We start from the raw sequence: 16642 nt of genomic DNA, 5'->3' as shown, positions 1-16642 counted from the left end.
CACTTGGATCATGTTCATTCCTTATTTTTTGTGAAACGCCGCAAATCCAGGGTCATTGGCAACTCATCGTTTACCGTTACAGTCGGCACCACAAGCTTGCCCGGGCTATGCCCCAAGCGGAAAAACCGCGCCATGCGCCGGCTCTCCGCCTCATTGGCATTCACCGGCAGGCTGTCGTAATTGCGCCCGCCCGGGTGCGCCACATGGTATTGGCAGCCGCCCAACGAACGCTGCATCCAGGTGTCGAGCAGGTCAAATACCAGCGGCGCATGCACGGGGATGGTCGGTTGCAGGCAGTTGGCCGGTTGCCAGGCGCGATAACGCACCCCCGCCACGAACTCACCGACGCGGCCGGTCGGTTGCAGCGGCACCGGCACGCCATTGCAGGTCAGCAGGTAGCGTTGCGGTGGCAACCCGCTCAACTTCACTTGCAGGCGCTCCAGGGACGAATCCACATAGCGCACCGTGCCCCCCACCGCGCCCTCCTCGCCCAGCACATGCCAAGGCTCCAAGGCCTGGCGCAGTTCCAGTTCGATACCGCTGACGGCGTAGTCGCCCACCTTGGGGAAACGGAACTCCAGATGCGCCGCGAACCATTCGGCTCGCAGCGGGTAACCAGCCGCGTTCAGCTCGACGATCACGTCGGCAAAGTCCTGCTCGATAAAGTGCGGCAACAGGAAACGGTCATGCAGTTCAGTGCCCCAGCGCGCCAGCTTCGGCGGCGCATAGGGCTCGCGCCAGAACCGCGCGACCAGCGCCCGCAGCAACAACTGCTGGGTCAGGCTCATGCGCGCATGGGGGGGCATTTCAAAGGCGCGCAATTCCAGCAGCCCCAGGCGGCCAGTGGCGCCGTCGGGTGAGTAAAGTTTGTCGATACAGAATTCGGCGCGATGGGTATTACCCGTCACGTCGATCAGCAGGTTGCGCAACAGGCGATCCACCAACCATGGCGGGCAGTCCTCGCCCGGTGCCGGCATCTGCGCGAAGGCGATTTCCAGTTCATACAGCGCATCGTTGCGCGCCTCATCCACCCGGGGTGCCTGGGAGGTGGGGCCGATAAACAGGCCGGAGAACAAATAGGACAACGACGGGTGGTTATGCCAGTAGCTGATCAGGCTGCGCAGCAGGTTCGGTCGGCGCAGGAAGGGCGAATCCTTGGGCGTCGCACCGCCGAGTACGAAGTGGTTACCGCCACCGGTGCCGGTATGGCGCCCGTCGATCATGAACTTCTCGGTGGTCAGGCGGGTTTGCCGGGCCTCTTCGTAGAGGAATTCGGTGCGTTCCACCAACTCGTCCCAGGTGGCGGATGGCTGTACGTTGACCTCGATGACACCGGGATCTGGCGTGACCCGGAAATTGCTCAGGCGCGTATCCGCTGGCGGCTCGTAGCCCTCCAGCAGTACCGGGCAATGCAGCTCTTCGGCGGTGGCCTCAATGGCAGTCACCAGCTCCAGGTAATCCTCGATGCGCTCCAGCGGCGGCATAAACAGGTACAGGCGGCCTTCTCGTGCTTCGGCGCACAGCGCGGTACGGGTCAGCCAGTCGGCGGACTCGTCGACCTTGGGCACACGCTCATCACCCGGCGCGGGCTCGCCATGGTTTTGCAACTGGGCGCTGGTCGGCAGCTCCGGCTGATCCTGGTTAGGGTCGGTCGGATGCACAAACGGATACTCCGCCGCCGTCACCCAGGGCTGCGAAGCGAGCGGCAGACGATAGCCCAGCGGCGAATCCCCCGGCACCAGGCGGCAATGGTTGTCGCGCAGGTACCAACGCCCACTCTGCCAGCGGTCATCGGCCGCCGTGCGTGCCAGCGGCAGCACCTGGCCGATGACTTTATCCAGGCCCTGGCTGAAGACTTTACGCAGGCGTTCACGCTCCAGGTCGTCGCTCAGACGCGGGTCCTGAGCGGTGACGTTCTGGGGCAGCGCCCCTTCGCGCCACAGGTAGTAGAAATTGTCCTCGAACGCCGGGAACACAAAGCGCGCCGGCAGTTTTAGGCGTTCGGCGACGCTGGCCAGGAAACGCCCGGCCATCACCCCGTCGGCACCGTAGTCCTCTTGCTCATCGGCGATCAGCGCGCTGTTGTGCCAGATCGGCACGCCATCGCGGCGCCAATAACAGTTGAGCGACCAACGTGGTAATTGCTCCCCGGGGTACCACTTGCCTTGGCCGAAATGCACCAGGCCCTTGGGCGCATAGTGCTGGCGCAGGCGCTGGAACAGCTCGGCCGACAGGCGTCGCTTGTCCGGGCCCAGGGCTGCGGTGTTCCATTCGGCGCCGTCTGGGTCGTCGATAGAGACGAAGGTCGGCTCGCCGCCCATGGTCAGGCGTACGTCGTCCTTGAGCAGGTCGCCGTCGATCTGCCGGCCCAGGGCCTGGATCGCCAACCATTGTTCTTCGGTGTAGGGCTTGGTCACCCGTGGCGCTTCCCAGATGCGCTCCACCGACATCTCATGGGTGAACTCGCATTCGCACGGCTCCACCAACCCGCTGATGGGCGCGGCGGACGATGGATCGGGGCTACAGGCCAAGGGGATATGCCCTTCACCGGCGAACAACCCGGACGTGGCATCCAGGCCAATCCAGCCAGCGCCGGGCAAATACACTTCGCACCAGGCGTGCAGGTCGGTGAAGTCCACCTCGGTACCGGACGGGCCGTCGAGGGCTTTGACGTCAGCGGTCAGTTGAATCAGATAACCAGAGACAAATCGCGCCGCCAATCCGAGGTTGCGCAGCAATAGCACCAACAACCAGGCCGAGTCGCGGCAGGAGCCGGATGCGTTTTCCAGGGTAAATTCCGGAGTTTGCACGCCCGGCTCCATGCGAATCAGGTAACCGATATCGGCGGCCAGGCGCTGGTTGAGGCCGACCAAGAAATCCACAGCAGGCAGCGGCGTGCGGTCGATACCGGCCAGGTACGCAGCCAACCTTGGCGTCAGCGGCAAGGTTTCCAGATACGGCGCCAGCTCGCGCTGCTCATCGGCGGCGTAGCTGAACGGGATATTTTCGGCGTAGGGCTCCAGGAAAAAATCGAACGGATTGAACACCGCCATCTCGGCGACCAGGTCGACTTCAATGCGCAACTCGTCAGTCTTTTCCGGGAACACCAGGCGCGCCAGGTAATTGCCCTGGGGGTCTTGCTGCCAGTTGATGAAATGCTGCTCGGGCAACACCTTCAACGCGTAGGACAGTATCCGCGTACGGCTATGGGCCGCCGGGCGTAGCCGCACGATCTGCGGGCCGAGTTCAACTGCACGGTCGTAGCGGTAATGCGTAACGTGGTGCAACGCGACATGAATCGACACGGCGGCCTCCTGCGAGCCAGGGCATAAGCACAACGCGCGCAAGACTTATGCCACAGCAGTCGTCATTGCACTAAAACGTCAGGCCCGGTGCAGTACAGCACCAAAACAGCGCCAACGTTGCGGCTATGGTGCAGGCGCTGCACACATTTGTAGCGCCGGGCTGAGTGCAGGTGGTGAATCTACCCAGTTAAGGCGTAGTACGCCTGGTATTCAGGGCTTGGCGCAGTTGACGAATTTGCACAAGTTTTGCCCGCATCTCTCGCTGCCCGCTGCTGTTGAGCACCAGCAGGCCGAACAGCGGGAAAATCAGCGACAGGCTATAGAGAACCCTGTGTGGGTTGTACTGAATCATTGGGAGCACAAACAACAGACAGGCAGCGTAGATGGCGACCATCACCCATGCCCACGAAGGTTTGCCCCGCAGGATCATAAAGTTGCTATGGACCGTCAACAAGATAAGCAATGCACCTGCGACCAAGATCTTGAGCCCGACTTGAGCAAGGGGCGCATCACGAAAATAGGTAACGAAAGCCAGCGCCACTGCAAGTGCCAGCGAAAAGTACGCAGCAAATACGCCGCCCAGAAACGTCAAGAAGTGACGCCTGAAGAAGTCGCGCAGCGTCATCAGCTCACTCATTCGTTTATTTCCTCGTACAAGCCTATCGCAATGGTATTGACGTTCCCAGAGTAGGCGCTGCCTCCGAACCCGACGGTCGCTCCCAGGATATCTTTGATCTGAGTACTGGTGCTTTGCTTGAGTTGCGTCGGGGTGAAACGCTTGGAGAGCTCACCCGATGCCTGCCTGAGCTTGAGCATCTTCGAGGTCAGGCTGGGATCATTGATGCTCAGTAGTTCCTTGGTCAGCTTGGCCCTCTCCTGACGGTTCAAGCCGCGTAGCACTTCCCGCAGGCTCTTGCCCGTCGATGCCTTAGCGACCTTGACCAGCTTGACCGTCGTCAGGGCTGAAGCGCCCACACCGGCCAACGATGCCGCGTCCAGCACAATGGATGCATTCTGGTACCAGCCTTCACTGTCGAGCCAATCGTTTACCTCAGGCTTGGCCACCTCAAGGGTCGTTCGGGCAATGCCATTGAAGCACTGGAGCGAACTCGCGCCTGCGGCCGCGTACCCCACCACCACAATGACTGAGCTCGCGCCGGCACTGAAAGGAACCAGAATAGTACCGCTGGCAATCGCAGCCCAACTGATGACAGCACCCAGGCAAGAGAATCCGGTATTTACGGCCTCGCCGATCAGCCTGGATTCCCGTGGATTGTTTACTACGTGATCAGCGAATTGTGTCGGCGCGATGTATTTCTGCGCCTCGCGCAGGATGACACGCTTTGGCTTGATGCTGCAGATGGGCTTGAATTCGCGCAGAGTGACGATATTAAAATCGGCATCGATATACACCACGCCAGCACCGACAACGCCGGGGTCAGCATCGATGGCCGCAAACAGCCGTGGCAGATTGATCAGGCTCTCGATGCGCTGGCGCGCCATAAATTGAGAGCGGTTGGAATCCATGCCGATGTTGAACAAGGAGTTGCCCATAAGTGTTCTTCCTTGACATTGAAAGTGCCCAGACCGGCCTCATCGCAGGCAAGCCAGCTCCCACACTTGAAATGCATTCCCCTGTGGGAGCTGGCTTGCCTGCGATAGCAATCTGATGGGCGCCACCCTAACAAACAGGCCACCTACCGCCAATAAACCTACCTAATCAACGGGCCTTGCGTTGCGCAATCACCGCCCGACGCAGGTGACGTATTTCGAGTAACCGCTGGCGCATTTCACGATGGCGCTTACTGTTGAGCAGCAGCAAGCCCAGCAGCGGAAACAGCACCGCCGAGCCGTACACCAGGGTATTGAGGCCGTATTGAATCATCGGCAACACGAACAGCAGGCAACACACCAGGTAGCCCGCCACCAGCCGGGTCGCCCAGGGATACCCGCGTGCAATCATCACATTGCCAAACACCAACACTGCCACCAGCACCAGCATTGCAGCCCCGGAGTAGTTGGCCTTGAGCGCCGGCTCAACACCGCGCAAATAGGTCACGCCCGCCGTGGAGACAGCCACCGAACCAGAGAAAATCGCCATGAAGATGGTGCCCATGAACACCGGAAAATAACGCGCAAGGAAACTGCGCCTATCGGGAAACCCCTTCATTCCGTCAGTTCCTCATACAGGCCAATGGCAAGCGTCGATGCCGAGCCAACGTGACCGGTTCGATAGCTGCCCCAGATACCCAACATGCCGCCCAAGGCGTCCTTGAGCTGGGTGAGCGTGGCATGACGAATTTCCGTGGAGCTGTAGCGCTTGGGCAACGTGCCGGCGCGCTGCTGCAACTTGAGCAACTTGGGGGTCAGGCTTGGGTCTTTGAGACTGAGCAATTCCTGGGTCAACTTCTTGCGCTCCTGGCGATTCAAGCCCTTGAGCAATTCATACCAGCTCTTGCCCAACGCAGCGGCTTTTTTGGCCTTGAGTAGCCTTAATGTGGTGAAGGCTCCCGTTCCGATCCCGACCAACGACGCGGCATCGAGAATCGGTGACACCGCGCCATACCACTGGGCGTCGTCCATGCGGTCGTTGGCATCTGGGTCAAGGATCTCGTTATAGGTACGGGCCACGCCAAACCCGCACTGAGCACTGCTGGCCAGCGCCGCTGTGACACCAATACCCACCACAAAAGCACTGGCGCCGGCAGTGAAGGGTACGGCGACGCTGCCACTGAACACCACGATCCAACCGATCACCGCCGCCCCACAGGAAAGCCCCATATCAAAGGCCTCCTTCTGGAGTCGCCCTTCACGGGGGTCGGTCTTCACCTGCTCGACGAACTGCGCCGGCGAGATGTACTTCTGCGCCTCGCGCAAAATGACGCGCTTGGGTTTGATGCTGCAGATGGGCTTGAATTCGCGCAGGGTGATCACGTTGAAGTCGGCGTCGATGTACACCACGCCAGCGCCGACGATGCTGGGGTCGGCGTCAATGACGGCGAACAGCCGCGGCAGGTTGATCTGGCTCTCAATGCGCTGGCGCGCCATGAATTGGGAGCGGTTGGAGTCCATGCCGATGTTGAGCAAGGGGTTGCCCATAAGTGTTCTTCCTTGAAATCGAGAGTGCCCAGACCGGCCTCATCGCAGGCAAGCCAGCTCCCACAGGGGAATGCATTCCAAGTGTGGGAGCTGGCTTGCCTGCGATAGCAATCTAATGGGCGCCACCTTACCAAACAGACTCACCACCGACCAGAAAGCAAAACGCCAGCACGAGGCTGGCGTTTTGCATTTCAGGCGTCGATCAACGCGGCACAACCGGCTTGCGCGTAGGCTTGCCGCCCTTGCCCTTGGCCGCATCGCTGCGCTCTTTGGCCGCCTGCTTATTGCGCGCCTGGGCCGCAGCCTTGGCTTGCTCGCGCTTGTCCCACGGATTGCTGCCGTCGCTGCCACGGGGTGGCAGGCCGGTGTGCTGGGTGAGGATCTTGGTGGTGGTTTCCTTGGCGACCTTATGGCTGCCGGCCGGCGTCGAGTTCTTGCGCCGGGCGCTCTGGTAGCTGTCGGTGGACGGCTGGTGCAGCGGGATCAACTGGTCCTTGCCCGACCCGATCAGGTCGGCACGGCCCATGCGGGTCAATGCTTCACGCAGCATCGGCCAGCCCTTCGGGTCGTGGTAACGCAGGAACGCCTTGTGCAGGCGGCGCTGCTCCTCGCTCTTGACGATGGTCACCGCGTCGCTCTTGTAGGTGACCTTGCGCAGCGGGTTCTTGCCCGAGTGGTACATCGCGGTGGCGGTGGCCATCGGCGACGGGTAGAACGCCTGCACCTGGTCGGCACGGAAGCCATTGCCCTTGAGCCACAGGGCCAGGTTCATCATGTCTTCATCGGTGGTGCCGGGGTGGGCGGCGATGAAGTACGGGATCAGGTACTGCTCCTTGCCCGCTTCCTTGGTGTACTTCTCGAACATGCGCTTGAACTTGTCATAGCTGCCAATGCCCGGCTTCATCATCTGGTTGAGCGGACCTTCCTCGGTATGTTCCGGGGCGATCTTGAGGTAGCCACCGACGTGGTGGGTGACCAGTTCTTTGACGTATTCCGGCGACTCGACGGCCAAGTCGTAGCGCAGGCCGGAAGCGATCAGGATCTTCTTCACACCCGGCAACGCACGGGCACTGCGGTACAGCTGGATCAACGACGAGTGGTCGGTGTTCAGGTTCGGGCAGATGCCAGGGAACACGCACGACGGCTTGCGGCACGCGGATTCGATTTCCGGGCTCTTGCAGGCAATGCGGTACATGTTCGCAGTCGGGCCGCCGAGGTCGGAGATCACCCCGGTAAAGCCCGGCACCTTGTCGCGGATCTCTTCGATTTCGCGAATGATCGACTCTTCGGAACGGTTCTGGATGATGCGGCCTTCGTGCTCGGTGATCGAGCAGAAGGTGCAGCCGCCGAAGCAGCCACGCATGATGTTCACCGAGAAACGGATCATGTCGTAGGCCGGAATCTTTTCCTTGCCGTATGCCGGGTGCGGCACGCGGGCGTAAGGCATACCGAACACGTAGTCCATTTCTTCGGTAGTCATGGGAATGGGCGGCGGGTTGAACCACACGTCCACTTCTCCGTGCTTCTGCACCAAGGCACGGGCGTTGCCTGGGTTGGTTTCCAGGTGCAACACGCGGTTGGCGTGGGCATAGAGCACCGCGTCGCCGCGGACCTTTTCCACCGATGGCAGGCGGATCACGGTCTTGTCACGGGTCATACGCGGGCTGGCGAGGATCTGCACAACCTTGGCTTCTTCCGGATCGTCGACTGGACCTTTTTCCTGCTCGATGGCGCAGGCCTGGGTGTCTTGGGTATTCACATACGGGTTGATGATCTTGTCGATCTTGCCCGGACGGTCGATGCGCGTGGAGTCCACTTCGTACCAGCCCGCCGGCGTGTCACGGCGAATGAACGCAGTACCGCGCACATCGGTGATGTCTTCGATCTTGTGGCCCCACGACAAGCGCTGGGCAACTTCGACGATGGCCCGCTCGGCGTTGCCGTACAGCAGGATATCGGCGGTGGCGTCGATCAGGATCGAGTTGCGCACGCGGTCTTGCCAGTAGTCGTAGTGGGCGATGCGGCGCAGGGAAGCTTCGATGCCGCCGAGTACGATCGGTACATTCTTGTAGGCTTCCTTGCAACGCTGGCTGTACACCAGGCTTGCACGGTCGGGGCGTTTGCCAGCCATGCCGCCGGGGGTGTAGGCGTCGTCGGAGCGGATTTTCTTGTCGGCGGTGTAGCGGTTGATCATCGAGTCCATGTTGCCGGCCGCGACGCCGAAGAACAGGTTCGGCTCGCCGAGCTTCATGAAGTCGTCTTTGGACTGCCAGTTCGGCTGCGCAATGATCCCGACGCGAAAGCCCTGGGACTCCAGCAGCCGGCCGATGATCGCCATGCCGAACGATGGGTGGTCAACATAGGCATCACCGGTGACGATGATGATGTCGCACGAATCCCAGCCAAGCTGATCCATCTCCTCCCTGCTCATCGGCAGGAATGGCGCAGGACCGAAACATTCGGCCCAGTACTTGGGATAGTCAAATAACGGCTTGGCTGTTTGCATGACGGTGACCGGTGTGAAGATGAAAAATCGCGGGCGCGGAATATAGCACAAATTTTGACCAATTCCGACGGTAGTAGTCGGAATTGTGGTGACCCTGAATTGTGAACCCATTCAAATGTGGGAGCGGGCTTGCTCGCGAAGGCGGTGTGTCAGTCAATACACCTGCTGGCCGATCCACCGCCTTCGCGAGCAAGCCCGCTCCCACAAATTACTCGTCGTCGTCGAAGTTGTAGCTACCCGGCGCCAGGTTCTCGAAACGCGTGTACTTGCCGATGAACGCCAACCGGATAAACCCGATCGGGCCGTTCCGCTGTTTGCCGATGATGATTTCGGCAATGCCCTTGTGTTCCGTCTCGGGGTGGTACACCTCGTCGCGGTACACGAACATGATCACGTCGGCGTCCTGCTCGATCGCTCCGGATTCCCGCAAGTCGGAGTTCACCGGACGCTTGTTGGGACGTTGTTCCAGGGAACGGTTGAGCTGGGACAACGCCACCACCGGGCAGTTGAATTCCTTGGCCAGCGCCTTCAAGGAACGAGAGATTTCAGAAATCTCGTTGGTACGGTTGTCGCCGCTGGAACCCGGGATCTGCATCAACTGCAGGTAGTCGATCATGATCAGGGCGATGTCGCCATGCTCACGCACCAGGCGCCGGGTACGCGCGCGCATTTCGGACGGGCTGATACCGGCGGTGTCATCGATAAACAGCTTGCGGTCGTTGAGCAGGTTGACCGCCGAGGTCAGGCGCGGCCAGTCGTCATCCTCAAGTTGACCGGAACGCACCTTGGTCTGGTCGATACGGCCAAGAGACGAGAGCATACGCATGATCAGCGATTCACCTGGCATCTCGAGGGAGTACACCAGCACCGCCTTGTCGCTGCGCAGAACGGCGTTTTCCACCAGGTTCATCGCAAAGGTGGTCTTACCCATCGACGGACGGCCGGCGACGATGATCAAGTCGGACGGCTGCAGGCCGCTGGTCTTTTCGTCGAGGTCGGTGTAGCCGGTGGAAATACCGGTAATAGCCGCGTCGGTGTTGAACAGGGTGTCGATGCGGTCGATGGCTTTGGTCAACAGGTCGTTGACGCTGACCGGGCCGCCGGTCTTGGGCCGTGCTTCTGCAATCTGGAAGATCTGCCGCTCGGCTTCGTCAAGGATCTCGGCAGCAGTGCGGCCTTCGGGGTTGAAGGCGCTGTCGGCGATTTCAGTGCTGATGCCGATCAACTGGCGCAGGGTGGCGCGCTCGCGGACGATCTGGGCATAGGCCTTGATGTTGGCGACGGACGGCGTGTTTTTCGCCAGCTCACCGAGGTAGCCCAGGCCACCCACTTGGGAGGTCTGGCCTTCCTTGTCCAACTGCTCGGCCAGGGTTACCACGTCGATCGGTGAGTTCTGGTCGGCCAGCTTGGCGATGGCGCGGAAGATCAGGCGGTGGTCATGACGATAGAAGTCACCGTCCGAGACTTGATCCAGCACGCGTTCCCAGGCGTTGTTGTCCAGCATCAAGCCACCGAGCACGGCCTGTTCGGCCTCGATGGAATGCGGCGGCACCTTCAGGGCAGCGGTTTGCAGATCGTATTGCTCAGGAGCGGAGATTTCGTTCATGGCCACTTGGAATTTGGGGTGTGTAGAAAAACAAAAGGCACGACCTGTAAACAGGATCGTGCCCGATGTTAACCGGCTGGCACGCGAGGTGCCAGTCAGTTAGGTGCGACTTAAGCTGCTACCACGACAACGCGTACGGTGGCTTCAACTTCGGCGTGCAGGTGCACGGCTACGTCGAATTCGCCTACGTTGCGGATGGTGCCGTTCGGCAGACGAACTTCGCTCTTCTGCACTTCAACGCCGGAGGCGGTCAGTGCATCAGCGATGTCGTGGGTGCCGATCGAACCGAACAGCTTGCCTTCGTCACCAGCGGTGGCAGTGATAGTCACTTCCAGCTCAGCCAGTTGGGCAGCGCGAGTTTCGGCCGACGCTTTTTTGTCTGCTGCGGCTTTTTCCAGCTCAGCACGACGCTCTTCAAACGCAGCCAGGTTGGCAGCGGTTGCAGCGGTGGCTTTGCCGTATGGCAGCAGGTAGTTACGACCGTAGCCGGCCTTAACGTTCACTTTGTCGCCCAGGTTGCCCAGGTTGGCGACTTTTTCCAGAAGGATCAGTTGCATGTGAAAATCCTCTAACTTTTAACCTTCACCGTTCGCGTTATCGGCGTCTTTCGACGCCAGACGACCGCGAAAATCAATCAGGCTGTCAACAATGGCCAAGACCACGAGTAACGGATAGATCAGCTGCATGAACAGCAACAGCGTGACGTACAACCCCACCAGCCAGAACCTGGCCAGGCGCTTTCGCGCAACCAGCCCATGAATCAGGGCCAGCCCGGCAAACACCAGCGGTACGCTGCAAATCGGCGCCAGCAAGGCCATCTGTGGGCCGAAGTTCGGCCCGACAACCATGCACGCCAGCAGCAACATCGCCGGCCCCGCTGGGATTCTGATACTGCGAAACTCGCGACCAAAACCACCCGGGTTGTACAACAACGCCTGCCAATAACGCCCAAGAATCAGGCTCAGCACGCTGACGACCTGCAACAAAGCCGCAATCAGGCCAGTCAGGACCGGGGCAATCAGTGACGCAAACCGCGCTCGCTCATCTACCGACAACTGCTGGTAGAGATCCCCGAGAGCCAACGGCAGGATCTTGACGATCTCCTGCGCCAGCGCCTCGATTTGCGGGCGGAAAGCCGCGCCAAGCATCACTGAGTACACCAACCCCAATGCCACGCTGACCAGCAGCGTACGGACCCAGGACTCACTTGCGCGCAAAACCAACGCAAGGCTCGATGACCCCAGCAGTACCAGAAGTACCCGTGGATCACCCATTTGCAGCCAGATCAAGGCCGGCAACAAACCCAGGGCAAGAACGCCAAGGGCGTCCTTCAAACCGCGCCGCAGCAGCACAAGGCAACCTGCGGCAGCACCCAACCAATAAAGCAACGGCAATGCCGCACATCCAGCCACTACCAGAGTGGCCTGCACGCGACCGCGCATGATGAACTCAGCTAAGGCGCGCATGCATTCAATCCCTTACTACTTGTCGACTGCCCGGTCTCAGCGGCCGTGGCTGTCGGTGTAGGCCAGCAGGGCCAGGAAGCGGGCGCGCTTGATAGCGGTGGCCAGCTGACGCTGATAACGTGCTTTGGTACCGGTGATACGGCTTGGAACGATTTTGCCGGTCTCGGATACGTAGGCTTTCAGAGTGTTGAGATCTTTGTAATCGATCTCTTTCACGTCTTCAGCGGTGAAGCGGCAGAATTTACGACGACGGAAGAAACGTGCCATTTGATAGGCTCCTTAATAAGGTCCGTGGATTACTCGTCAGCGTTATCGCTGTCGTTCTCTTCGCCTTCAGCGCTTTCAGCGCCTTCGTGCTCAGGACGATCGCGACGCTCACGGCGCTCACTGCGGTTTTCTTCAGCCTTGAGCATCTCGGATTGGCCGGTAACGGCTTCTTCGCGACGGATGACCAGGTTACGGATCACTGCATCGTTGTAGCGGAAGTTGTCTTCCAGCTCGGCCAGGGCCTTGCCAGTGCACTCAACGTTCAGCATCACGTAGTGAGCCTTGTGAACATTGTTGATTGCGTAGGCCAGTTGACGACGGCCCCAATCTTCCAGACGGTGGATTTTGCCGCCGTCTTCTTCGATCAGCTTGGTGTAACGCTCAACCATGCCGCCGACTTGCTCGCTTTGATCCGGGTGGACCAAAAAGATGATTTCGTAATGACGCATGAATGCTCCTTACGGGTTGTAGCCTGCCGCTCAAAAACGGTCAGACAAGGAGTGAATGACACTTATGGATCTTGCCGCAGGGGAGGCACATCGGTGCCTGCCAGGAAGGCAAGGGGCGCAATTGTAGAGAAGGGGGAGAAGCGGCGCAAGGCAATTGGTGATTATTTGAACAATCCTGAATAAACACCACAGAACCAATGTGGGAGCGGGCTTGCCTGCGATGACCATGGCACCGGCAACATCTCTGCTGACTGACACTCCGTCATCGCGGGCAAGCCCGCTCCCACATTTTGATCACTTCTTGGGCTTGGCCTTGGCTTTCGCACCACGCTGACGCTGGGCTTCAAACAGGCAAACACCCGTCGCAACCGACACATTGAGGCTGCTGACGCTACCAGCCATCGGCAGGTGCACCAGGTAATCGCAATGCTCACGGGTCAACCGGCGCATGCCTTTGCCTTCGGCGCCCATGATCAGGATGGTAGGGCCGGTAAGGTCTTGGTCATAAATGCTGACCTCAGCCTCCCCCGCCGTGCCCACGACCCACAGGCCGCGCTGCTGGAGCTTCTCCAGGGTACGCGCAAGGTTGGTCACGGCCACCAGCGGAATCACTTCCGCCGCACCGCAGGCGACCTTGCGCACCACCGGCGTCAGGGTCGCGGACTTGTCCTTGGGCACGATCACCGCCAGCGCACCGGCAGCATCCGCCGAACGTAGGCAGGCGCCGAGGTTGTGCGGGTCGGTCACGCCGTCCAGCACCAAGAGCAACGGCGCACCTTCGGTACGGTCGAGCAGCTCGTCGAGCATCGCCTCGCCCCACACCTGGCTCGGACTGACGTCAGCCACCACACCTTGGTGAACGCCTTCGACCCACACGTCCATTTCACGACGCTCGGCCTGGCCGATGGCAACCTTATTCTGCGTAGCCAACTCGACCAGCGCCTGTACGCGCGGCTCGCTGCGACCTTCGGCCAACCACACCTGCTTGACGCGCTTGGGATGGTGACGCAGCAGTGCTTCTACGGCGTGCACGCCGTAGATTTTTTCCAGACTCATGACTTGGCCTTAGGTTTGCGCGACCCGCCGCTTTTTGCGGGAGCCGAACCCGCTTTTGGCGGGCCTTTACGGTGTTTACTTGGCTTGCTCGACGGTTTTTCCGCCCCGTGAGACTTTCCCCCAGACGCCGCTTTACCACCGCTTTTGGCTTCGTTGAGCAACTGCTGCTTCAACTCGCGGCTCTTGCGCAGCTCGGCGTTTTTCGCCGCAGCGTCGCTTGGGCGGTAGGCTTCAGGGGCCTTGTCCTTGGCGGAAGAACGACGACCGGCCTTGGCAGGTGCAGGCTCGGCCGTGGTTTTTGCAGTGGTCGCTTTGCCTTTGGACGCAGGCGCTGTGGTTTCACCACGTTTTTTACGACCCGCAGGCTCTGCCGGCTTGTCAGGCATGCCGAAGTCGATCTTGCGCTCGTCGAGGTCGACACGCATGACCTGCACTTCAACGGTATCGCCCAGACGGAAGCTGCGACCGGTGCGCTCGCCCGCCAGGCGGTGATGCACAGGATCGAAGTGGTAGTAATCACCCGGCAAGGCGGTGACGTGCACCAGGCCCTCGACGTAGATGTCGGTCAGCTCGACGAACAGCCCAAAGCCGGTCACGGCGGTGATGACACCAGGGAACGACTCGCCCACGCGATCCTTCATGAACTCGCACTTGAGCCAGTTCACCACGTCGCGGGTGGCTTCGTCGGCGCGGCGCTCGCTCATGGAGCACTGCTCACCCAGCTGTTCCAGGGCCGCTTCGTCGTACGGATAGATCCGTGCTTTCGGAATGGTCATGGCACCGGCGCGCTTGACGTGCGGGGTGTTCTGCTTGGAATGGATCACGCTGCGGATCGCCCGGTGCGTGAGCAAGTCCGGGTAGCGGCGAATCGGCGAAGTGAAGTGGGTGTACGCCTCGTAATTCAGGCCGAAGTGGCCCTGGTTATCGGCGCTGTACACCGCCTGGCTCAGGGATCGCAGCATCACGGTCTGGATCACGTGGTAATCCGGACGGTCCTTGATGCTGGCCAGCAGGGCCTGGTAATCCTTAGGCGTAGGACCATCCTTGCCTTTGTGCAGGGACAGGCCGAGTTCGCCGAGGAAGGCGCGAAGTTTTTCCAGGCGCTCCGGCGGCGGGCCGTCGTGCACACGGTACAACGCAGGAATTTCGTGCTTCTTGAGGAACTCGGCAGTGGCCACGTTGGCCGCCAGCATGCACTCCTCGATCAGCTTGTGCGCGTCGTTACGGGTGGTCGGGGTGATCGCCGCAATCTTGCGCTCGGAGCCGAAGACAATCCGGGTTTCCTGGGTTTCGAAATCGATCGCGCCACGGGTATGACGGGCACCCAGCAACACCTTGTACAGCGAGTACAGCTGCTTGAGGTGCGGCACCACGCCAGCGTACTCGGTACGCAGAGCCTTGGCTTCGCTGGTCTTCGGCGTTTCCAGGATGGTGCTGACCTTGTTGTAGGTCAGACGCGCCTGGGAGTGGATCACCGCTTCGTAGAACTGGTAGTCGGTCATTTCGCCGGTTTTGGAGATGGTCATCTCGCACACCATGGCCAAACGGTCGACTTTCGGATTCAGGGAGCACAGGCCGTTGGACAGCTGCTCAGGCAGCATCGGAATCACGCGCTCTGGGAAGTACACGGAGTTGCCGCGCACCTGAGCCTCGTTATCCAGGGCCGAACCGATCTTCACGTAACTGGAGACGTCGGCAATCGCGACGTACAACTTCCAACCGCCGGAGAACAGGCGCAGCTTGCCAGGCTTGGCTTCGCAGTAGACCGCATCGTCGAAGTCGCGGGCATCTTCGCCGTCAATAGTGACGAACGGCAGATGGCGCAGGTCGATACGTTTTTCTTTGTCTTTCTCTTCGACTTCCGGCTTGAGCTTGGCGGCTTCCTTGAGCACGGCATCAGGCCAGACGTGAGGAATATCGTAGGTGCGCAAGGCAACGTCGATTTCCATGCCCGGCGCCATATAGTTGCCGACCACCTCCACGATATCGCCCTGGGGCTGGAAGCGCGCAGTAGGCCAGTGGGTGATTTTCACCTCGACGAACTGGCCGACCTTGGCGGCGCCATTGCGGCCCGGTGTGATCAGCACTTCCTGCTGCACCTTCGGGTTATCCGGCACCACGAAGCCGATGCCGCCTTCTTCGAAGTAACGGCCGACGATAGATTCGTGGGCACGGGACACCACTTCGACGATCACGCCTTCACGACGACCACGGCGGTCCAGGCCAGAAACCCGCGCCAGGGCACGGTCGCCATCGAACACCAGACGCATTTGCGCCGGGCTCATGAACAGGTCGTCGCTGCCATCGTCCGGTATCAGGAAGCCGAAGCCGTCGCGGTGGCCGGCAATGCGGCCCAGGATCAGGTCGAGCTTGTCTACCGGCGCGTAAGTGCCACGACGGGTGTAGATCAATTGAGCATCGCGCTCCATCGCACGCAAACGGCGGCGCAGGGCTTCGAGCTGGTCTTCGGTGGTCAGACCGAATTCTTCGACCAACTGCTCGCGGCTAGCAGGCGAACCACGATCGGCGAGGTGCGCCAGGATCAGTTCGCGGCTAGGAATAGGGTTTTCATATTTTTCCGCTTCACGAGCGGCCTCGGGATCGAGGGACTGCCAATCGGCCATTAGAGAGTTTTCACCTTGTCTATATGTGGGTTAGTTTGGCATACGCGTATTGAAACGGGAAATTTCAGGTCTCAACAAGCGTTTAAAAGACCTTTACGACCCCCGCCACGCACCTTGCACGACCGCTGGTGAAATTTTCCAGGCTTTTTTCATGGCAGGGGTTTACAGCTCAAATATCGCTCCGTATAGTGCGCGCCATCGACGACGGCAACGTTGTTGATGCTGCCCAGGTGGTGAAATTGGTAGACACGCCAGCTTCAGGTG

At 60.3% G+C, this 16642-nt stretch carries 13 protein-coding genes; all 13 read right to left on the bottom strand.

The annotated features are described in order from the left end of the window. Positions 1-14: 14 nt before the first annotated feature. Positions 15-3305, bottom strand: coding sequence for a DUF2126 domain-containing protein (locus BMH52_RS27195; protein WP_073845624.1), 3291 nt, complete (start codon positions 3303-3305; stop codon positions 15-17). 187 nt (positions 3306-3492) lie between these two features. After that, positions 3493-3942, bottom strand: a complete 450-nt coding sequence (locus BMH52_RS27190) for a hypothetical protein (protein ID WP_020301625.1) — start codon at positions 3940-3942, stop codon at positions 3493-3495. Beyond that, entirely contained in the window at positions 3939-4859 is a 921-nt protein-coding gene (locus BMH52_RS27185; protein WP_073845622.1) for an NAD synthetase, read from the bottom strand. Before BMH52_RS27185 ends, BMH52_RS27190 begins: the two co-directional genes overlap by 4 nt. 166 nt (positions 4860-5025) lie before the next feature. Further along, entirely contained in the window at positions 5026-5475 is a 450-nt protein-coding gene (locus tag BMH52_RS27180) for a hypothetical protein (protein WP_073845620.1), read from the bottom strand. Beyond that, a complete protein-coding gene (locus BMH52_RS27175) occupies positions 5472-6404 on the bottom strand; it encodes a hypothetical protein (RefSeq protein ID WP_014716676.1) in 933 nt (310 codons plus the stop codon). Before BMH52_RS27175 ends, BMH52_RS27180 begins: the two co-directional genes overlap by 4 nt. Positions 6405-6606: 202 nt before the next feature. Next, positions 6607-8910, bottom strand: a complete 2304-nt coding sequence (locus BMH52_RS27170; RefSeq protein WP_003188080.1) for a YgiQ family radical SAM protein — start codon at positions 8908-8910, stop codon at positions 6607-6609. A 208-nt stretch (positions 8911-9118) separates the two neighbouring features. After that, positions 9119-10516: a replicative DNA helicase gene (gene dnaB / locus BMH52_RS27165; RefSeq protein ID WP_003188079.1), complete on the bottom strand. Its 1398-nt coding sequence runs from the start codon at positions 10514-10516 to the stop codon at positions 9119-9121. Between the two features lie 110 nt (positions 10517-10626). Next, on the bottom strand, positions 10627-11073 hold the full coding sequence (gene rplI / locus BMH52_RS27160) for a 50S ribosomal protein L9 (RefSeq protein WP_003171376.1): 447 nt from the start codon (positions 11071-11073) through the stop codon (positions 10627-10629). A gap of 18 nt (positions 11074-11091) precedes the next feature. Continuing rightward, positions 11092-11982: a hypothetical protein gene (locus BMH52_RS27155; RefSeq protein WP_073845618.1), complete on the bottom strand. Its 891-nt coding sequence runs from the start codon at positions 11980-11982 to the stop codon at positions 11092-11094. A gap of 36 nt (positions 11983-12018) precedes the next feature. Beyond that, complete coding sequence (gene rpsR, locus BMH52_RS27150) at positions 12019-12249, bottom strand: 30S ribosomal protein S18 (RefSeq protein WP_002551829.1); 231 nt, start codon at positions 12247-12249, stop codon at positions 12019-12021. A gap of 29 nt (positions 12250-12278) precedes the next feature. After that, positions 12279-12698: a 30S ribosomal protein S6 gene (gene rpsF, locus BMH52_RS27145; RefSeq protein WP_003188075.1), complete on the bottom strand. Its 420-nt coding sequence runs from the start codon at positions 12696-12698 to the stop codon at positions 12279-12281. A gap of 294 nt (positions 12699-12992) precedes the next feature. Next, complete coding sequence (gene rlmB / locus BMH52_RS27140) at positions 12993-13754, bottom strand: 23S rRNA (guanosine(2251)-2'-O)-methyltransferase RlmB (RefSeq protein ID WP_003188074.1); 762 nt, start codon at positions 13752-13754, stop codon at positions 12993-12995. Next, positions 13751-16378 (bottom strand): ribonuclease R, encoded by a 2628-nt coding sequence (gene rnr / locus BMH52_RS27135; protein WP_014716673.1) that lies wholly within the window; start codon positions 16376-16378, stop codon positions 13751-13753. Before rnr ends, rlmB begins: the two co-directional genes overlap by 4 nt. Between the last annotated feature and the right edge of the window lie 264 nt (positions 16379-16642).

Source organism: Pseudomonas sp. BTN1 (genome assembly GCF_001907715.1).
GTDB lineage: Bacteria > Pseudomonadota > Gammaproteobacteria > Pseudomonadales > Pseudomonadaceae > Aquipseudomonas > Aquipseudomonas paracarnis.
Note: the sequence above shows the minus strand (reverse complement) of the source record. Positions and strands in the feature narration are given on the sequence as shown.

Excerpts from the sequence above, each read along its gene's own strand:
- BMH52_RS27190 (WP_020301625.1), bottom strand. The coding sequence starts at position 3,942 with ATGAGTGAGCTGATGACGCTGCGCGACTTCTTCAGGCGTCACTTCTTG.
- BMH52_RS27185 (WP_073845622.1), bottom strand. The coding sequence starts at position 4,859 with ATGGGCAACTCCTTGTTCAACATCGGCATGGATTCCAACCGCTCTCAA.
- BMH52_RS27180 (WP_073845620.1), bottom strand. The coding sequence starts at position 5,475 with ATGAAGGGGTTTCCCGATAGGCGCAGTTTCCTTGCGCGTTATTTTCCG.
- BMH52_RS27175 (WP_014716676.1), bottom strand. The coding sequence starts at position 6,404 with ATGGGCAACCCCTTGCTCAACATCGGCATGGACTCCAACCGCTCCCAA.
- BMH52_RS27170 (WP_003188080.1), bottom strand. The coding sequence starts at position 8,910 with ATGCAAACAGCCAAGCCGTTATTTGACTATCCCAAGTACTGGGCCGAA.
- dnaB (WP_003188079.1), bottom strand. The coding sequence starts at position 10,516 with ATGAACGAAATCTCCGCTCCTGAGCAATACGATCTGCAAACCGCTGCC.
- rplI (WP_003171376.1), bottom strand. The coding sequence starts at position 11,073 with ATGCAACTGATCCTTCTGGAAAAAGTCGCCAACCTGGGCAACCTGGGC.
- BMH52_RS27155 (WP_073845618.1), bottom strand. The coding sequence starts at position 11,982 with ATGCGCGCCTTAGCTGAGTTCATCATGCGCGGTCGCGTGCAGGCCACT.
- rpsR (WP_002551829.1), bottom strand. The coding sequence starts at position 12,249 with ATGGCACGTTTCTTCCGTCGTCGTAAATTCTGCCGCTTCACCGCTGAA.
- rpsF (WP_003188075.1), bottom strand. The coding sequence starts at position 12,698 with ATGCGTCATTACGAAATCATCTTTTTGGTCCACCCGGATCAAAGCGAG.
- rlmB (WP_003188074.1), bottom strand. The coding sequence starts at position 13,754 with ATGAGTCTGGAAAAAATCTACGGCGTGCACGCCGTAGAAGCACTGCTG.
- rnr (WP_014716673.1), bottom strand. The coding sequence starts at position 16,378 with ATGGCCGATTGGCAGTCCCTCGATCCCGAGGCCGCTCGTGAAGCGGAA.